This window comes from Agriterribacter humi (assembly GCF_009192765.1).
Taxonomy (GTDB): domain Bacteria; phylum Bacteroidota; class Bacteroidia; order Chitinophagales; family Chitinophagaceae; genus Agriterribacter; species Agriterribacter humi.
The window spans coordinates 198,254-214,473 of record NZ_VOHQ01000002.1 but is presented as its reverse complement, the minus strand read 5'-3'; the positions used below and the strand labels follow the sequence as shown (position 1 = coordinate 214,473).

Genomic DNA, 16,220 nt, shown 5'->3' with positions numbered 1-16,220 from the left:
AGCAGGAATTTTGAAGTCAAATCTCAAACCTGTCCGCCGTGGCGGATTTCAAATCCGTTAGCTGAATACCTGTTTTGGTAAACACGATCTTTTGCTGTTTGTATAAACTACCGGTCGTCATTTTAAAGGTTTTTTTACTCATGCCGAAGAAACGGTAAATATCATCGGGGTTCGATTTATCATTATACGGAAGGTAACCGTTATTTTCTTCGAGTAAACGTATGATCTTACCGGCCTCATCCGTTACCTTTTCATAACCCGGTTTGCCGGCTACAACATCTATTTTATTTTCTTCACTTATGTTTTTAATGAACCCTTTTAATTTATCTCCGGGCTCCAGGTCTCTGAACACTTCATTGTAATGGAGCACACCCGTATGCTTATTGTTGATGATTACAAAATAGCCGATATCTGTACGGCGGTAAACCACCAGGTCAACCATTTCCATTTCTTTTACCGTAAGCATTTCATTGTCTAAGAATGCATCAATTTTTTCCGTAGCCGCTACCCTTCCTGTTTGTTCATCAAGATATATTTTTACGAGGTATTTTTCGCCCACGTGCATGCGCAACCGCTGCTTTGATTTGGGAACAAAAATATCTTTCTGCAATCCCCAGTCCATAAAAGCACCCTGCGGCGTAACGGTAACTACCGGCAGCATTACAATATCGCCTACTACTCCTGCAGGCTGCTGTGTGGTGGCGATAACGCGGCTTTCGGAATCGTGATAGATAAACACATTCAGCATATCGCCCACTTTTGTTCCATCCGGCACATATCTTTTGGGCAGCAAAATACCTTCCTTTTCATCATCAAGGTACACGCCAATAGCAACGGCGCGAATCACTTTCAGTAAATTGTATGCTCCTGGTCTGATCATAAATAATAAAGATATGGCATTCACTATGTTTCCAAGGCAGAAGTTTTGGTTTCTACTCAGAAACAGTTTAAAAAAGATTACTGTTACGGATACCGTAATAAAAAATACAGCAGATTTCCAAATAAAATCTGCGCATCTGCGGCAAAAAATACATAAGCCATTTAAAAATCACACAGCATCATGACCTTTGTAGTCGAGCGCCTTAATTTGTTTTATATATGCCGGGGGTAATAAAAGTGATTTTAACAACCATTCCACTTTTAAGGTTCGGCATATTTTATACAGGAAAAGGGCAGGCGATAATAAAGACACCCCGTTCAACTGCAATAATGCTTTCACCCGCGGGGGCACAAGACGCTTTTGCACTTCCAGCAAAACCATGTAACGGATATTTCCAAGACTGCGCCTGTACTGCTTATACAAATCGGTGGTATACTGGCTTTTGCGCAAATCATTTTCGAGGTGCGTGCCGTGCATTGCTTTCCATTGATTATATCCATGGGGCAAGCCGGGTATTTTCATCCGTTGACCCACAACACAAAAAACTTCCACTATTTCTTCCTTTTCCGGCAGGGTTAATTTTCTTTCCAGCATTTCAAATGCGGCTATAGAATAATGGATCAGCATAAACAATACATCGCGGTAAGCATAATCGGGTATAACCATTCCGCGTGATGCTTCCACTGCCGAATGAATTTTCGACATTTTATCAATTGCTGAATACGCCTTCTCCTTTTCAGAAAAAATGATCTGCCTGGCATATCCTACAGTACCAAATAAACGCCCGAGGGGATCAGCAGGAAGTTTTCCCGTAAAATACAACCAATCAACCGCCTTATTCAATGCAAACTCAGCAGCGGCCCCGGCAAAAATAAACAGCACGGTATCCGCCCTGCCCCATATTTTTCTTACAACAGACTGTTGTTCCGTAAAATATTCCATAAACTAAAAGCACTTTGAAATACAAAGTAATGTAAATATTCCAACATTTCTCTGTCTTTTAAAAAAATGCTTTGTTTTATAGCATGAACAATAACAGGTTCCGGCTTCCCGCCACTATCATTAATGTTCGTAAAGGAGAAGAAATAATTCGGGCTGTAGAAAACAATGCTGAGAGGAGGTGCAGATTCAGGTAAAGAAGTATTTCTAAAAGAGGTTGTGTCTGCTAGAAACTGTCTAAAAATAGAATTTTGATCTTTTCATTCATGTTGTTTTAATTTGAAAATATAAAAAGGGCTGGCGAATCTAAAAATCTTAACTACTTGCATCTGGCAAAATATTCTGGTTAACCCTGAAGAAATTATTCGGATCGTATTTCTTTTTAATTTTTGTTAAACGAACGTAATGGTGTTGGTAGCTTGCTTTTATACGATCCTGGCCTTCGTTCATTATAAAGTTTAAATAGGCACCACCTGACGAATAAGGATGTAATGCCTCCCAATACGCTTTACACCATGTTGAAATTTTATTTGCATTTTCAGGATCGTGATCAACCCCAACAATTACTCCGGCATATTTAGCATCTCTATAAGCCCAGGGCGTTTCATCTTTTGCCACCCTGCCGGCAGCGCCACTTATCGGGTACAAATGCATTTGAGAAAGGGGCGTTGGTATCTTCGATCCAAATTCTAAATGCATAGCCCTGATTTCCGATCCCAATTCATTAAAAAAGTCGGCTTTCCAATACCATTGCAAGCCCGGAGGGAACATGCCGTCAAATAATGTTTGTACAGATGGATAAGGCATAACGCCTACATGTGCAAACAATGGATTCATGGCAAGTATTGGCTTGAACATTTCTTCTGCTTTATCTAAATCGCCCACATAACACCATACAATTCCACAAAACTGTTTGTGGTGAAGCGCTTCGGGAAAAGGTGGCCCGGGTATAATCAGAGTAGCGATAAAGCCATTTAAATCGTCAGGGGCATTATTAATAAATTTGTGATACCATTCCATTATTTCTCTGGTCTTTTCAATGGGCCATAAAGTGGGGCCTCCATAAATATTGTTGACAGGATGCGCCTGGAATTTAAAGGAAGTAACGATCCCAAAGTTTCCGCCACCACCCCGAATAGCCCAAAACAAATCCCCGTTTTGACTGGCGTTTACGGTAACAAATGACCCATCGGCCAAAACCATGTCGGCTTCCAATAAATTATCAATAGTAAGTCCGTATTTTCTTGATAAATAACCAACACCTCCGCCAAGTGTCAAACCACCCACGCCAGTTGTAGAGATTATTCCCGCCGGAACAGCAAGTCCGAATGCATGGGTGGCATGATCCACTTCTCCCCAGACATTTCCCCCTCCTACACGAACTGTCTTTTCGGCAGGATCAACCCGCACAAATTTGATCCCGGACAAATCAATAACCAAACCATCATCACATACACCTAAACCGCCACCATTATGTCCGCCACCACGAACAGCAACCAGCAGATCGTTTTCCCTGCCAAAATTTACGGCATGTATAACATCAGCAACATCCACGCATTTTACAATAATACCGGGATGCTTATCTATCATTCCATTATACACTTTACGCGCCTCATCATAACCAGGGTCTTTGGGAAGTAGGATTTCCCCTCTGATTTGAGAAACAAATTCGTCAATAACAGAGGCTTTTACGTTTTTTACTAAGTTTTGCATAAATGGTTTTTTAAGTTCTATAAGAATTATTTATTTGGCAATGATCATGTCTTTTAATGACCAGAGAATGGCAAGCACATCTTTTTTAGATTCATCATCAGTTTGATGTTTATCCAGAACCTTCAAAATATCATCAACAGCCTGCATGTATTCGGTCGGATTTATGTTCATTCCTTTATGTATGGCAGGCATGTCTCTGCCAGAATAGGTTACAGGGCCGCCACTTCCGGCGCTAAAAAAATCAATAGTATGTTGTTTGATCACAGCTAATTTTTCCGGCTGTTCTTTGTAAGGCAAAAACCTTGCGTTGATTGCGGGATTGTTCATGTGTTCCTCCACCACATCGTCAACAATAGCCGTTATACCCCTGGTACCCCCAAGCCGGTCAAAAAGAATTTTAGTCATAGCGAATGTTTTAAAAATAAAAACTAAAAGACGCATGGATAGCACAAATCACTTTTAGCATTTACCGGTTAATGAATCTGTATATACCAAAATAGTTTCTCTATCAAATTTACGTTCCGGTAAATTTGAATACCCCAACATTTAGATCAAATACTGGTAATTTTAGTTCAGCTATCCAAATCTGACATTGCTACGCTTTGTTAGGTAAATAACCAGAAGGCAAATGGCCGTATCGTTTTTGAAAGCATTTAGAAAAGTACGATGGGCTGCTAAAGCCTGTTTCAAAGGCAATTTCCGATATATTGCGGGTGTTTTTATGCAATAATAGCAAAGCCTCATTTAACCGGTATTCCTTAAGAAATGTATTGGGTGATTTACCTGTGAGTAAAATCATTTTACGGTACAATTGAGATTTACTGCACCCCACAGGTTTGCTAAAATCATCCACTTTTAAATTTGTATTGCTCCAGGCAGATTCTGTGTAATCCATTAATAGGGTTAAAAATCTTTCATCTGCCTGCGTAAGAACCAATCTGTTCTCTCCTTCACTTAAAGCATTTGCATTTTCGCTATTGTATAATTCTTTAACCTCTGATGATATTATAATTTCTCCTTCAATAATCTTACACATCCGTTCAGCCAATTTTATAGTGTCCTCAAAAATCAGTTTCTTGTCAGTTACCGGCACCCCGGCACTCAACCCTATTTTTAAAAGAAATTTATTATTAGTAATATTCTTCCTGAGATCTTTAAACAGTAACTGAATATCAAATGCGGCCTGCACGGCATTGGACACCGATTTAAAAGAAACTAAAAAATGGTTTTCAGTTTGTTTAACGGGTGTACCCTCATAAGCATTCAATAAATTAAGAACAGCGTTATTGTATTGATGTAATGAAGATTTAAATTGAGCATCATCATTTTGTTTAAGCGATAATTGTTGTAACGTTATAACCATTATTGTTCTAAAGGCAGGGTCATTAATTATATTTAATGCGTTGTTTTGTGCTTTTTCAGGATCTTCAATTCTGCCTAAAAATGATTCTACGATGTGGGGGTCTACCTCTATTACGCTGTGTGGAACCTCTCCATGAGCCTGATCATGCATTCTTTTAAGCGATTCCGCATCAGGCGCTTCAATTAAACAGAAAGCAGTTTTTCTTTTTCCATCAAACCAATAAGTTAATCCTCTGCAACCAAATTGATCCTGAATCTTTAAGTCTTGCTGATGTAATTGAGCCACATTTTCTGCCGTTACCGTTTCGGAAACATCGTGGCGGTCCATATAAATTGGCATACGATTATTTTTTAAATTTCTTTATCCAAAAATAGCTTTACGGCAACTTCCATTTTTGTAACTGTTCTCTTCCAGTTGCGGACGATGTGGTTTACACTCATTGGATTTTCCTATAACGCTTGCATTACAGTTAGTTTATTTGGGTTCCCCGCACCTACTCATCAACGTCCATTTTCCATTCTTTTGCGTTGCTTAAACAAATTAAGTAATAAATCATAACTATCCATTAGGGGCTTAGAATGGGTGGAATCCAGGATTTTTTAAGTTTACTCCTGTTCCAAATTTATAAATAATAGTTCACTGATTGTTTATATATTCCCGGGGCGCAATAGCTCTTACTAAAAGGTTTATTGAACCGCCCCATTCGACAATGGCTCAGCATAAAAGCACCCCGGTCCGCACCGCGGTTGTAGAATAATTTGCTCAGTTTCTCCTTTTTTGACCGGTCTTTTACAGGAGGTTCGCTGCATCGTGTATTGGTATGATTTTTAATCATTTAATACCTTAATCATCCTATATAACTAAGCCAGATCACAAACATTTAAAAACAATAACGATGATAAAGAACGCAACAACAGAAGATATGAAGACGCTGACATTATGTTTGAATAAACTCGTGTTAGATGGTTATACCGAAGATTTTAAGGCTTCAGACAAAGGATTGCTTTCTGTGCAGCACGAAAAAACCTATAAGCCTCACCAGATCCATGTGATAAATTTTTATCGTTTTGAAGGCGCCAGCGATCCCGGAGATAATTCGATACTATATGCCATTGAAACTTCTGATGGTGTAAAAGGCACTCTTGTAGACGCTTATGGCCCCTATGCAGATCTTAAAGTGAATAAATTTATGAATGAGGTAGACGATATCTCAAAGAAGGATGTTTCGGGCGATACGGACAGATAACGCCGGATTGGTTGATTGGTGATTTGTTGATTGATGATTGCTTGGCAGTTCGTTAGCCAAATGAGATTATGATGTATTTTGGCCGAATCGAATAATTTTATATTCCCAGTAACTTCAGCGCCGGTTTCATATTCAGTCCTTTTCCCAGAACGGCTTTAAAAAGATCACCCTTTTGTTTAACCCTTTCATGCATGTTTTTGAGTGTAAACTGTGCAGGATTTAACCCATGTTTTACTTCCTTCCATTCCAGTGGCGCAGATACAGTGGCTAAGGGCTTTGGCCGTACACTGTAAGCACAGGCCAGCGTTTGCCCAATACTGTTTTGCAGGTAATCAATATATATTTCGTTCTTTTTGCGTTTAGCCAATGAGCGCTCCATAGTAGTAATGCGGGGCAGTTGCTCATGCACCCGGGTGGCTATTGTTTTAGCAAAGTCTCTTACCTCATCATAACTGTATTTTTTATTACACGGAATATACACATGCATGCCGCTTGAGCCTGAAGTTTTGCAGTATGCTTCAACGTTAGCTTTGTCAAGTACTGTTTTAATAACAAGCGCCACATCAACTACCTCGTCAAATGTATTTTTTTCAGAAGGATCAATATCAACTACCAGGTAATCGGGATATTCCGGTTTGGCAATAACCGAATTCCAGGGATTCATTTCAATACAACCCAGGTTAGCGATAAACAACAGACTTTTTACATCATTACATACCAGGTAATGAACCATTTTATCTGAAGATTCAGCATATACCGCTTCAGTTTTTATCCAGCCGGGAGCAAGTTCGCCGGCGTCTTTCTGGTAAAAACCTTCATCAAGTATACCATTAGGATTGCGTTTCAATGAGAGCGGCCGGTTTTTCAGGTAAGGCAGAATATAAGGAGCCATTGTTTTGTAATACTCAATAAGATCACCTTTTGTAATCCCTTCATCGGGCCAATAAACCTTATCCAGGCTTGTTAAATGAAGTTGCTCATTTTTCATACTACAGATTTTACTTTATAATATTGCCTACCGGTGATCATGAAGCTTTTCGTTTAGTAGCAGCAGGCGTTCCCAGGCTGGCTTTTAATTGCGACATCAGGTCGCGGCTGCGGGAGTGTGCCACATGCAAAGCAGGTGCAGCCACCTTTTTGCCTTTCCCTTTTGCTTTGATCAGCTTCATTAATTTTTCAGAATAAGTGTCTTTATATTTTTTGATATCAAAGTCTGTTGTTAACTGCTGAATAAGCTGAACAGCCATTTTCAGCTCTGCTGGTTTAGTTTGGGTGGATGGCACTTTAATCTCATCCATATCTCTGATTTCCTGTGCAAAACGAATTTTATTCAACAACAAAATATCGCCTGCAGGCTTAACCAATACAAGACTTTCCCTGTTTCGCAATACAAAGGTGCCCAGCCCGGCCTTTCCCGTTTTTTTTAATGCATCGCGCAGTAAGGCATAAGCTCTTACGCCAGCTTTTTCGGGTTGCAGGTAATATGGCATTTCATAATAGATGCCTTCTACGTCTTTTTCGTTTACAAATGCGTCAATAGATATGGTTTTTGTTTTTTCAGGACTGGCTTTTTCAAAATCTTCGTCCCCCAATATTACATAGCGGTCATCCATTTTATAACCCCTGATAATATTTCCCCAGGCTACTTCTCTGCCCGTATTGGCATTTACTCTTTTGAACTTTATGTTCGCGTGATCTTTTTTATCGAGCATATCCAGGTCGAGTTCGCTTTGCTGAACAGCGCTGTATAATTTAACGGGAATATTTACGAGACCAAATCCTATGGCCCCTGTCCAGATTGCTTTCATATCGGTTTTTCCATATGTATATGAAATATTATGCCATCAAAAATGCAGGTGGTATTTTTCAGGAACAACAAGGCATGCTTTTTGGAATACTTACTGCAAATTCCCTTGCGATGATTCAAATTGGATTTACCCGGAATGTTGTGACAGGGATAATGATAGCTAAATAGAATCTGCAAAGGGAGAAAGGGTTTTGGCCTTCGCCAAAACCCTTTTATACGCTATCAGCATGAAACGGATCAAAAATACTTTTCGCAATCTCTTGAAAAAGGATACAATGGTGCAAAGAGGAGTAAATTACTCCACATGCTTTTGTAGAAAATATTACCCATAGCGCAAGATGTTTGTGATGTGATTGCAAAATTTAAACCAGGTGACGCATTTTTAAATCATCTGTGCAATTGTCTTTCATCGTCCTTTCCACCCATGCGTATGCACCCCTGAATGTTCTGATGAACGGGTAAATGTATTAGTGAAATTCCCGTTGGGGCATCACTTTTGAATAGTTACTTTTAAAACCATTAAGTATGTCGCACCACAACATACTATTTCTTAATCAAAGAATTTATGAAATAGGTAGTGCATTGTTTTATTGCATGAATGCAACAATAGCCCGCATTCCGGCAACCATCATTAATGTACTTAAAGTAGACGAAACCGGGAATTTATACACGCTGATCCAGCGTCCTGAATACAAGCTTACTGAAGATGAAATGCAATTTCCTGCACTGTTGAAATTCTATAAAAAGGGAAAACCATTTTTTGTGGAGGTGCAGGGCTGCGCCACTTTGCTGAACGATAACGGGCTATTAAACCATTTAATGCAGTGGAAAGGAAGCGGGGATGCCTTAAAAAAAGAAAATATTATTATCATAAAATTAAAAATGGAAAATATAATGTATTACGAGTGGAGGCAACCGTTACCCCGTAAAGGTATAAAAGGTTTTGTAACCCAGTTTTATCAGTGGCTGCTGGGCATGAACCCGTTATCTTTTTCGCTAAATCTAAGTCCGGTTGCTTTGCAACAGCAGGCGGTATAGTGCTACATATGGAATATAAAAACAATTGTATATGAATAACTATCAAAGTTGCATTGAAGCCTGCATGGATTGTATCGCCGCCTGCAAACATTGTGCTTCTTCCTGCCTGGGCGAAGATGATGTTAAGGCAATGGCAACCTGTATTCGCACCGATCTTGAATGCGCAGCCATATGCGGAGCAGCAGCAACACTGATGAGCATGGATAGCAAGTTTGCCCATGAAGCCTGCAGATTGTGCGCCGACATATGTAATGCATGCGCTGAGGAATGCGAAAAGCATACTATGGATCATTGCAAAAAATGCGCGGCAGCCTGCCGTTACTGTGCGGAGGAATGTATTGGTATGGTGGCAGCCTGATATTTACTGATCTGTATTTAAAATCTGAAACATGTCGTCCAATTCCCATTTAACATACCTGCTGGTGATATTCCTGTTTGCAGTTTCCTATCTGGGCTATCTTTTATTGGCCTTTCCGCCTGCCATTATATATACCAGCATGGCAGCGGGTATTATTGTATTCATTTTCAGAATTGTAAAAGGGTATGACTGATCAGAGCGCAGCGCGAAAAAAATCCCGGATGGATCGGCTAATCCCTGCCAGACAATACAAAAGATCTTAAATAAAACAGGTCATTTCGCTTTTGCTGAAATGACCTGCCTGAAAAAAGACTTATATAGGATTTCGTCTATAAATTCTTCAACATGATATTGCGGTATTCTACCTGCATGGGAGGACCAACATGCACCTGTATACCCAGTAATCCATCCATCTTGCGGTGGGTTGTATCATCATCTGTTACATCGCTCATTAAAACACCATTAATATAATGTTGCAAGTGATTGCCTTTCACAATTAAATGGCATGTATTCCAGTCATTGGAATTGATCAGTGTTTTTAATGAATCAGAACTACCCAGCGATCCGTCAACAACAGCAGCCGTCCAGGCATTTTTTTGAGATTCACCGGGTGTATTGGGTATGGTAACTTTTTGCCCGCGGTAGGCAAGTGTTGTGCGTCCGCGTTCTTCATAATTCTGTCCTGTGTAATTGTTTTTCCCGTCAATATCTGCCTGGTATCCCTTTAATGCATGGGGCACACCCGGAAACATCTCGCTTCTGTAATTGATACCACTGTTCCCCGTTTCGGTGATCTTAAATTCCAGTTTTAATTCAAAATCTTTTGGATTACCACCCTCGTAAATAATAAAAGTATTGCTTTTTAAAAGTTTGTCCGGTGTTACTTCACCTACCAGGCTGCCATTTTCCGCTCTCCAGTAAGCAGTATCGCCTTCCCATCCATTAAGTGTTTTACCATCGAATATCTGTTCAAATCCATCATCAGTTGCAACAGCAGCAGTGTCGGAATCTGTTTGTTCGTTTTCAGTGGTTGTACCCGGGTTACAACTACTCATTATAAGACCTGCAATCATTATCCCAAAGCAGTAGCTAATTTTTCTTATCATTTTTATTTTTTTTAAGATAAAATTTTTTATACGGCAACAAGCTAAGAAAAAAACAAAGACAGCGCAAAACAATTGCTTATATACTTTTTCAGTTGTGAATGTCTCCATATATAATTGCCATTTGCAGTATATCCGGCACAGGACGGCACAGGACAGAATGCCGCAAAAATAACCGGTGGCAATGCCCAAAAATTGCATATTTCAACGGCCGATGTTCATACTTCAAACCCGCATTGTGCATGAGTTAAACAGGCCGGGAGGCACATTTGACCACGGGAAAAAATATACACCTGCTTTTTACCCTGGTTTTACTGTAAAAGAGAAGGATGAAAAGTTAACATTAACTCCCCTGATCTGATTTTTTTGTCGGCGGATTTTCCTACATTAGAACCTCAATTGCAAAAAAATATTAGCTCCCTGTATAACCAATACGGGATTTGGTAAGATCAAATTACAATTAATGATTGCTTAAAAATAACGGTTTGGCACATCACACCTGGACGCATAAAATTTCCACATATACACAATTGGGCGGCATTGAAACAGCGGTATTAGATAATGGTTTATCACGCGGCGCCCGTATTGCGTGGATCAACACCGGCACCGGCTTACGCTATAAAATAGTTATTGACCGTGCCATGGATATTGCGGATGCGTTCTATAATCAGCATAGCCTGGCATGGCTTAGTCATTCGGGTATCAGCGCTCCCCAGCCGTTTTCAAATAAAGGTGCAGACTGGCTTAAAACATTTGGTGGCGGATTGGTTACTACCTGCGGGTTAACCCATGCGGGCGGACCCGAATCAGATGAATATGGTGAACGCGGACTGCATGGGGCAATAAGTAATATTCCCGCGGCCATTGAATCTGTAATACAACCCGACCCTATCGCAGGCAAAATGGAAATGAGTATAACCGGCATAATAAAAGAAAGCCAGGCATTGGGTACACAACTTGAACTCAGGCGAACAATTTCCGGAAAACTCGGTGAGGCATTCATTCACATTCATGATGAAGTAAGCAACAGGGGCAATACTACGGCACCACACATGCTGTTGTACCATTGCAATTTGGGTTGGCCGCTGGCAGATGAAGGTTCAAGGTTAATCTGGAACGGGCAATGGAAGGCCCGCGATGCCGGTCCCAAAATATTTACGCAGGGAAATGATTTCCGCACCTGTATGGCGCCATTAGAAGAACATAGCGGAGGCGGGGAAGAGGCCGCTTTTATTGATGTGGCGGCTGATAGTGACGGGCAGGCTGTATGCGGTTTATATAATGCTCAGTTAGGCATCGCTGTTAGCATCCGTTTTTCCAAGGCGCAACTGCCCTGGCTAACCAACTGGCAGCATTGGGGAAAGGGTGAATATGTTACAGGACTTGAACCGGGAACCCATCCCCCCATTGGACAGGCAAAGGCAAGAATGCAGGATACATTAATTTATCTTGCACCCGGAGAAACGCGGCAATATGATCTGCGCTTCGAAGTTTTACACCAGGAAAAACACATTGGCGATTTTTTAAAAACACATAACATAGCTGATTAAAAACCAATTTCAATTTCACACAATGGAAAAATTAAGTGTAGCACAAAAAGCTTTGGATCAGGGAAAAGGGATCTTGCGTTTGGCGCCAACCTGGGTACCAAGGTCGTTTTGCGTGCCGGGAAGAAGAATTAAATTACATCCCGATGATTACTATGTACTGGGCGGGCAGCGCGGAGGTATAGACGAACGCTGGTTCTCTTCCACCACACCGGCAAAAAACGGGCCCCTCACCGGAGAAAATGAAGGATTAAGTCCTGTGGTATTTAACGATGGATCAAAAACAGTACAAATATTACTGAGAGATGCTGTGAGTGAGCTCAAAGGCGCCCTCATTGGTGAAAGACTGTGGAAGGAATATGAATCCTGGCCCATGTATTCAAAGTTCTTCGACAATATGGGGCCACTCCCCCACCATGTGCATCACAATGATGAAAAAGCTGCATTGATAGGGCAGAAAGGTAAACCCGAAGCGTATTATTTTCCCCCGCAACTCAATAATCATGGCGGCGATTACCCCTATACCTTTATCGGCATTGCCCCCGGCACCACTAAAGAACAGATCCGTGAATGCCTTGTAAATTTTACGAAAGGAGACAATAAAATCACCAATTATTCACAGGCATACCGTCTTGAACCTGGCACCGGATGGGATGTGCCGCCGGGACTGCTGCATGCGCCGGGCAGTATGTGTACGTATGAACCACAGAAAGCTTCCGATGTATTTGCTATGTACCAGTCGCTGGTAAATGAAGCTATCATTCCGGAAGAATTATTATGGAACGGAACGCCTAAAGAAAGCATTGGTGATTTTGATGCATTGATTGATGTATTGGATTGGGAACTAAATGTTGATCCCAATACCATGGCAAACCGCTTCATGGCGCCCAAACCCGTGAAATCATTGGATGAAATGAAAGCGCAGGGCTACGTAGAAAACTGGATCTGCTACAAATCGGATGCTTTCAGTGCAAAAGAACTTACGGTTCTTCCGGGTGCAACGGTAACAGTAAAAGACAGCGGCGCCTATGGTATCATTGTAATGCAGGGCCATGGCAAATTTGGCGTTTGGGATATTGAAACACCGGCTTTGATCCGCTACGGACAATTAACCAACGACGAATTTTTTGTGAGTGAAAAAGCGGCACAGGAAGGCGTTACCATTGTAAATCCGTCGGCAACCGATCCTATTGTAATATTAAAGCACTTTGGACCCGGCAACCCGGACCTGGTGTTGAGCTGATTGTAATGTGGCATATTAGGCTATAGTCAATGGTGAATAGTGAATGGAACAATTACCGTTTCACGTTTATCGTTTCACAAGGTGAGAAGTGAGAGGAGAAACGTGAAAAGTGAAAAGAGAAGAATTCATTATTGCCTATTGACCACTCACTTTTCACAAAGTGATAAAGCTTATTATGGTTAACTTAACACCGGTGTTATGATAATAAATCACAAATCAATAAATCACAAATCATAAATTGAGAAGATATGGAGAAGAACAATTATCCAAAATTGCACAATGCCACATGGCCAGGTGTTGTTGGCAAAGGCCCTGATTCAGAACCACCATTGCTGATAGATACCATGCTTGAATATACTGCTGCCGCTGAAGTGGATGGTATAAAATTCGATGGAGTGGATGTAGGATTATTTGATCCCTCTATAGACCTGGATGATGCCGATGGTCCAAAAAAACTGGCGGATAAAGTCAGTAAGCATAACCTGAGTATTGGCAGTCTTGTAGCGCCTATATGGGGTGGGCCTGTTTTAGGCAGTGCTGATGATCGTAAGTTTTTTGTGGAGCAGGTGCGCAAAAGCTGTGTATTTGCACAAAAATTAAATGATATAGGCATTCGCCGGTACGGAGTTATTCGCATTGACTCTGCCAGCAGCCCGGATCAATGGTATAAAGATCCTGTGAATAGTACAAAATTGATTGCAGAAACATTTCGTACAGCCTGTGATGTAGCAGCAGAATATGGTGAGAAGCTGGCCGCAGAAGGTGAAATCTGTTGGGCGGGTATGCATAGCTGGAAGGCAATGATTGATACGCTGGAAGCAGTGGATCGTCCCAATATTGGTTTCCAGGCCGACATGTCGCACACTTTTTTATACCTCTTAGGTTATAATGCACCTGAAGACAGAATCCTGCCTGCTGATTTTCAATGGGGCGATCGTGCTACACTTGAAGAAGGGTTGAAAAAATTAACAGCCGCGCTTCGTCCGTGGACCATTGATTTTCATGTTGCGCAGAACGACGGAACAGTTCATGGCACAGGCTCGCACGACAAAACCGGGCGGCATTGTCTCGCAACAGACCCCAACGGAAAATTAGATATCGCTCACGATGCAGGTTACTGGCTGCGCGATGAAAAAGGTAACCTTACAAAAGCGTTCAACCATATTTGCTGGGATGGTTGCATGTTTCCCAATGAAGTAATGCACAAACAGCAAACATGGAATGATATTCTTTCCGCCATGATAAGAGTACGTGATCAGCATGGATGGAGAGAGTAGCAAGAGAGTAAGACAGTAAGAGGGTAAGACAGTAAGAGGGTAAGAACGTACCTATTACGGTCTTACATTCTTACAATTTTCCTGTCTTAAGATCTTACAACTTTCCGGTCTTACGGTCTTACAATTTTCCGGTCTTACAAAAACGACAAGAGATTTATATTTCACATCAACATTTAATCAGTAAAAATGAAGAATAAAAAAGAATTGCGCATAGGGCTGATCGGCACAGGCTTCATGGGCCGCACCCACTCTAACGGTTATAACCGTGTTGATAATTTTTTTCCCGAACTGCAATACAGTCCCGTACTGAAAGCAGTTTGTTCCAGAAATAAAGAGAAAGTACAGGCTTTTGCGGATCAATGGGGATACGAATCCATTGAAACAGACTGGAAAGCATTGATCGCCCGCAATGATATTGACGCGGTGGATATTTGCACACCCAATGATATGCACGCCGAAATTGCTATTGCTGCAGCAAAAGCAGGCAAGATGATTTTATGCGAAAAACCACTTGCAAGATCCCTGTCCGAATCGAAAGGAATGGTAGACGCCGTAGAAAAAGCAGGTGTAAACAATACGGTATGGTATAACTATCGTCGCTTACCCGCGGTTAGCCTGGCAAAGCAAATTATTGATTCGGGTAAACTCGGGAAGATATTTCATTACCGCGCTAACTTTTTGCAGGACTGGACCATCAGCGCCGATGTACCGCAGGGTGGAACTGCCGCCTGGCGTTTAGATGCAGAAGCAGCCGGATCGGGTGTTACCGGTGATTTGCTGGCACATTGTATTGATACGGCCATGTGGCTGAACGGTGGCATTAAAGATGTATCGGCTGTTACCGAAACCTTTATCAAGGAGCGCATGCACCAGGTAACGGGCAAAGTGCAAAAAGTAGGTATAGATGATGCCTGTATATTCCATTGCCATTTCGATAACGGATCGTTAGGTTTATTTGAATCTACCCGATATGCCCGCGGTCATAAAGCCTTATATACTTTTGAGATCAATGGCGAGCATGCTTCCATTCGCTGGGACCTCCACGACCTGAACCGTTTGGAATATTTTGACCACAGGGACGAATCCATTGTTCGTGGCTGGCGCTCCATACATGTTACGGATGGCGATCAGCCCTATATGGACAAATGGTGGGTACCCGGATTAGGCATTGGCTATGAGCACAGCTTTATTCACCAGGTAGCCGATTTCCTCAAATCACTCGAAACAGGACAACCTTGTCACCCCACATTCCAGGATGCATATGAAACCCAAAAGGTTTGCGAAGCAGTAATTGATTCGGCCAATTCAAAAAGCTGGAAAGATACCGGGGTGGAGTGGAAGGAGAAATAAGAGAGAGAGTAGTCAGTGAATACAGAATTAGTTAAGCTGCTGAAGTTTTTTCAGTAGCTTTTTTTATAACCATATTTTTTATGAGTCCGGCTGAAAAAATAGAGATGAGTTTTGAGGCAGCCTGTCCGCGTGGCGATCGCACGCTTGTACAACATCACGCTATCCGGAAATCATAGTCACATTAAAGTGAACCTATTTTCTTATTTAGTATTCTTTGTTGGTTTTTTCGTAAAAAACCAATCCGGATAGATTGGGAGCCCTGATGTAATACCTGGCTGTGACTTCAGTTCCATGTTTGTTTCGCAATGGTGGCAAATGGGTCTGTGTCAACCGTGCAATCCCGGCGGTGAGAGCTT

General features: G+C 41.5%; 17 protein-coding genes. 9 read left to right on the top strand and 8 right to left on the bottom strand.

Annotation, left to right across the window (positions count from 1 at the left end):
• Positions 1-16 precede the first annotated feature (16 nt).
• The 5 genes from FRX45_RS04045 to FRX45_RS04025 form a co-directional block, all read right to left on the bottom strand.
• Positions 17-880 (bottom strand): CvfB family protein, encoded by an 864-nt coding sequence (locus tag FRX45_RS04045; RefSeq protein WP_152267126.1) that lies wholly within the window; start codon positions 878-880, stop codon positions 17-19.
• Positions 881-1,048: 168 nt separating this feature from the next.
• Positions 1,049-1,822, bottom strand: a complete 774-nt coding sequence (locus FRX45_RS04040) for an oxygenase MpaB family protein (RefSeq protein ID WP_152267125.1) — start codon at positions 1,820-1,822, stop codon at positions 1,049-1,051.
• A 312-nt stretch (positions 1,823-2,134) separates the two neighbouring features.
• Entirely contained in the window at positions 2,135-3,532 is a 1,398-nt protein-coding gene (locus tag FRX45_RS04035; protein ID WP_152267124.1) for an FAD-binding oxidoreductase, read from the bottom strand.
• Positions 3,533-3,562: 30 nt separating this feature from the next.
• Positions 3,563-3,937, bottom strand: coding sequence for a group I truncated hemoglobin (locus tag FRX45_RS04030; protein WP_152267123.1), 375 nt, complete (start codon positions 3,935-3,937; stop codon positions 3,563-3,565).
• A 190-nt stretch (positions 3,938-4,127) separates the two neighbouring features.
• Positions 4,128-5,234 carry a nickel-binding protein gene (locus FRX45_RS04025; RefSeq protein ID WP_152267122.1) on the bottom strand — a complete coding sequence of 369 codons (1,107 nt, stop codon included), beginning with the start codon at positions 5,232-5,234 and terminating at the stop codon, positions 4,128-4,130.
• A gap of 556 nt (positions 5,235-5,790) precedes the next feature.
• Between FRX45_RS04025 and FRX45_RS04020 the strand changes: the two genes are divergently transcribed.
• Complete coding sequence (locus FRX45_RS04020) at positions 5,791-6,141, top strand: hypothetical protein (RefSeq protein ID WP_193311576.1); 351 nt, start codon at positions 5,791-5,793, stop codon at positions 6,139-6,141.
• Positions 6,142-6,238: 97 nt separating this feature from the next.
• Here the strand turns inward: FRX45_RS04020 and ligD are convergent, their stop codons facing one another.
• Positions 6,239-7,129: a non-homologous end-joining DNA ligase gene (ligD, locus tag FRX45_RS04015; RefSeq protein WP_152267121.1), complete on the bottom strand. Its 891-nt coding sequence runs from the start codon at positions 7,127-7,129 to the stop codon at positions 6,239-6,241.
• Between the two features lie 37 nt (positions 7,130-7,166).
• Positions 7,167-7,949, bottom strand: coding sequence for a non-homologous end joining protein Ku (gene ku / locus FRX45_RS04010; protein ID WP_152267120.1), 783 nt, complete (start codon positions 7,947-7,949; stop codon positions 7,167-7,169).
• Between the two features lie 524 nt (positions 7,950-8,473).
• On the opposite strand from ku, the gene FRX45_RS04005 reads away from it, so the two are divergent.
• The 3 genes from FRX45_RS04005 to FRX45_RS23160 are packed head-to-tail and all read left to right on the top strand — an operon-like array spanning position 8,474 to position 9,537.
• Entirely contained in the window at positions 8,474-8,986 is a 513-nt protein-coding gene (locus tag FRX45_RS04005; RefSeq protein ID WP_152267119.1) for a hypothetical protein, read from the top strand.
• Between the two features lie 31 nt (positions 8,987-9,017).
• Positions 9,018-9,344: a four-helix bundle copper-binding protein gene (locus tag FRX45_RS04000; protein WP_152267118.1), complete on the top strand. Its 327-nt coding sequence runs from the start codon at positions 9,018-9,020 to the stop codon at positions 9,342-9,344.
• A 31-nt stretch (positions 9,345-9,375) separates the two neighbouring features.
• Complete coding sequence (locus tag FRX45_RS23160; RefSeq protein WP_193311575.1) at positions 9,376-9,537, top strand: hypothetical protein; 162 nt, start codon at positions 9,376-9,378, stop codon at positions 9,535-9,537.
• Positions 9,538-9,673: 136 nt separating this feature from the next.
• Here the strand turns inward: FRX45_RS23160 and FRX45_RS03995 are convergent, their stop codons facing one another.
• Positions 9,674-10,450: a 3-keto-disaccharide hydrolase gene (locus FRX45_RS03995; RefSeq protein ID WP_226804938.1), complete on the bottom strand. Its 777-nt coding sequence runs from the start codon at positions 10,448-10,450 to the stop codon at positions 9,674-9,676.
• 211 nt (positions 10,451-10,661) lie between these two features.
• On the opposite strand from FRX45_RS03995, the gene FRX45_RS23155 reads away from it, so the two are divergent.
• The 5 genes from FRX45_RS23155 (at position 10,662) to FRX45_RS03975 (ending at position 15,864) form a co-directional block, all read left to right on the top strand.
• Positions 10,662-10,808 carry a hypothetical protein gene (locus FRX45_RS23155; RefSeq protein WP_193311574.1) on the top strand — a complete coding sequence of 49 codons (147 nt, stop codon included), beginning with the start codon at positions 10,662-10,664 and terminating at the stop codon, positions 10,806-10,808.
• A gap of 124 nt (positions 10,809-10,932) precedes the next feature.
• Positions 10,933-11,997, top strand: a complete 1,065-nt coding sequence (locus FRX45_RS03990) for an aldose 1-epimerase family protein (RefSeq protein WP_152267117.1) — start codon at positions 10,933-10,935, stop codon at positions 11,995-11,997.
• A gap of 22 nt (positions 11,998-12,019) precedes the next feature.
• Positions 12,020-13,237 (top strand): cupin domain-containing protein, encoded by a 1,218-nt coding sequence (locus FRX45_RS03985; RefSeq protein WP_152267116.1) that lies wholly within the window; start codon positions 12,020-12,022, stop codon positions 13,235-13,237.
• A 248-nt stretch (positions 13,238-13,485) separates the two neighbouring features.
• Positions 13,486-14,514 carry a sugar phosphate isomerase/epimerase family protein gene (locus tag FRX45_RS03980; RefSeq protein WP_152267115.1) on the top strand — a complete coding sequence of 343 codons (1,029 nt, stop codon included), beginning with the start codon at positions 13,486-13,488 and terminating at the stop codon, positions 14,512-14,514.
• A 186-nt stretch (positions 14,515-14,700) separates the two neighbouring features.
• Positions 14,701-15,864, top strand: a complete 1,164-nt coding sequence (locus FRX45_RS03975) for a Gfo/Idh/MocA family protein (RefSeq protein ID WP_152267114.1) — start codon at positions 14,701-14,703, stop codon at positions 15,862-15,864.
• Positions 15,865-16,220: the final 356 nt, after the last annotated feature.

Bases quoted from the DNA above. Each gene is read 5' to 3' on its own strand.
- FRX45_RS04045 (WP_152267126.1), bottom strand. From the start codon at position 880: ATGATCAGACCAGGAGCATACAATTTACTGAAAGTGATTCGCGCCGTT.
- FRX45_RS04040 (WP_152267125.1), bottom strand. From the start codon at position 1,822: ATGGAATATTTTACGGAACAACAGTCTGTTGTAAGAAAAATATGGGGC.
- FRX45_RS04035 (WP_152267124.1), bottom strand. From the start codon at position 3,532: ATGCAAAACTTAGTAAAAAACGTAAAAGCCTCTGTTATTGACGAATTT.
- FRX45_RS04030 (WP_152267123.1), bottom strand. From the start codon at position 3,937: ATGACTAAAATTCTTTTTGACCGGCTTGGGGGTACCAGGGGTATAACG.
- FRX45_RS04025 (WP_152267122.1), bottom strand. From the start codon at position 5,234: ATGCCAATTTATATGGACCGCCACGATGTTTCCGAAACGGTAACGGCA.
- FRX45_RS04020 (WP_193311576.1), top strand. From the start codon at position 5,791: ATGATAAAGAACGCAACAACAGAAGATATGAAGACGCTGACATTATGT.
- ligD (WP_152267121.1), bottom strand. From the start codon at position 7,129: ATGAAAAATGAGCAACTTCATTTAACAAGCCTGGATAAGGTTTATTGG.
- ku (WP_152267120.1), bottom strand. From the start codon at position 7,949: ATGAAAGCAATCTGGACAGGGGCCATAGGATTTGGTCTCGTAAATATT.
- FRX45_RS04005 (WP_152267119.1), top strand. From the start codon at position 8,474: ATGTCGCACCACAACATACTATTTCTTAATCAAAGAATTTATGAAATA.
- FRX45_RS04000 (WP_152267118.1), top strand. From the start codon at position 9,018: ATGAATAACTATCAAAGTTGCATTGAAGCCTGCATGGATTGTATCGCC.
- FRX45_RS23160 (WP_193311575.1), top strand. From the start codon at position 9,376: ATGTCGTCCAATTCCCATTTAACATACCTGCTGGTGATATTCCTGTTT.
- FRX45_RS03995 (WP_226804938.1), bottom strand. From the start codon at position 10,450: ATGATAAGAAAAATTAGCTACTGCTTTGGGATAATGATTGCAGGTCTT.
- FRX45_RS23155 (WP_193311574.1), top strand. From the start codon at position 10,662: ATGTTCATACTTCAAACCCGCATTGTGCATGAGTTAAACAGGCCGGGA.
- FRX45_RS03985 (WP_152267116.1), top strand. From the start codon at position 12,020: ATGGAAAAATTAAGTGTAGCACAAAAAGCTTTGGATCAGGGAAAAGGG.
- FRX45_RS03980 (WP_152267115.1), top strand. From the start codon at position 13,486: ATGGAGAAGAACAATTATCCAAAATTGCACAATGCCACATGGCCAGGT.
- FRX45_RS03975 (WP_152267114.1), top strand. From the start codon at position 14,701: ATGAAGAATAAAAAAGAATTGCGCATAGGGCTGATCGGCACAGGCTTC.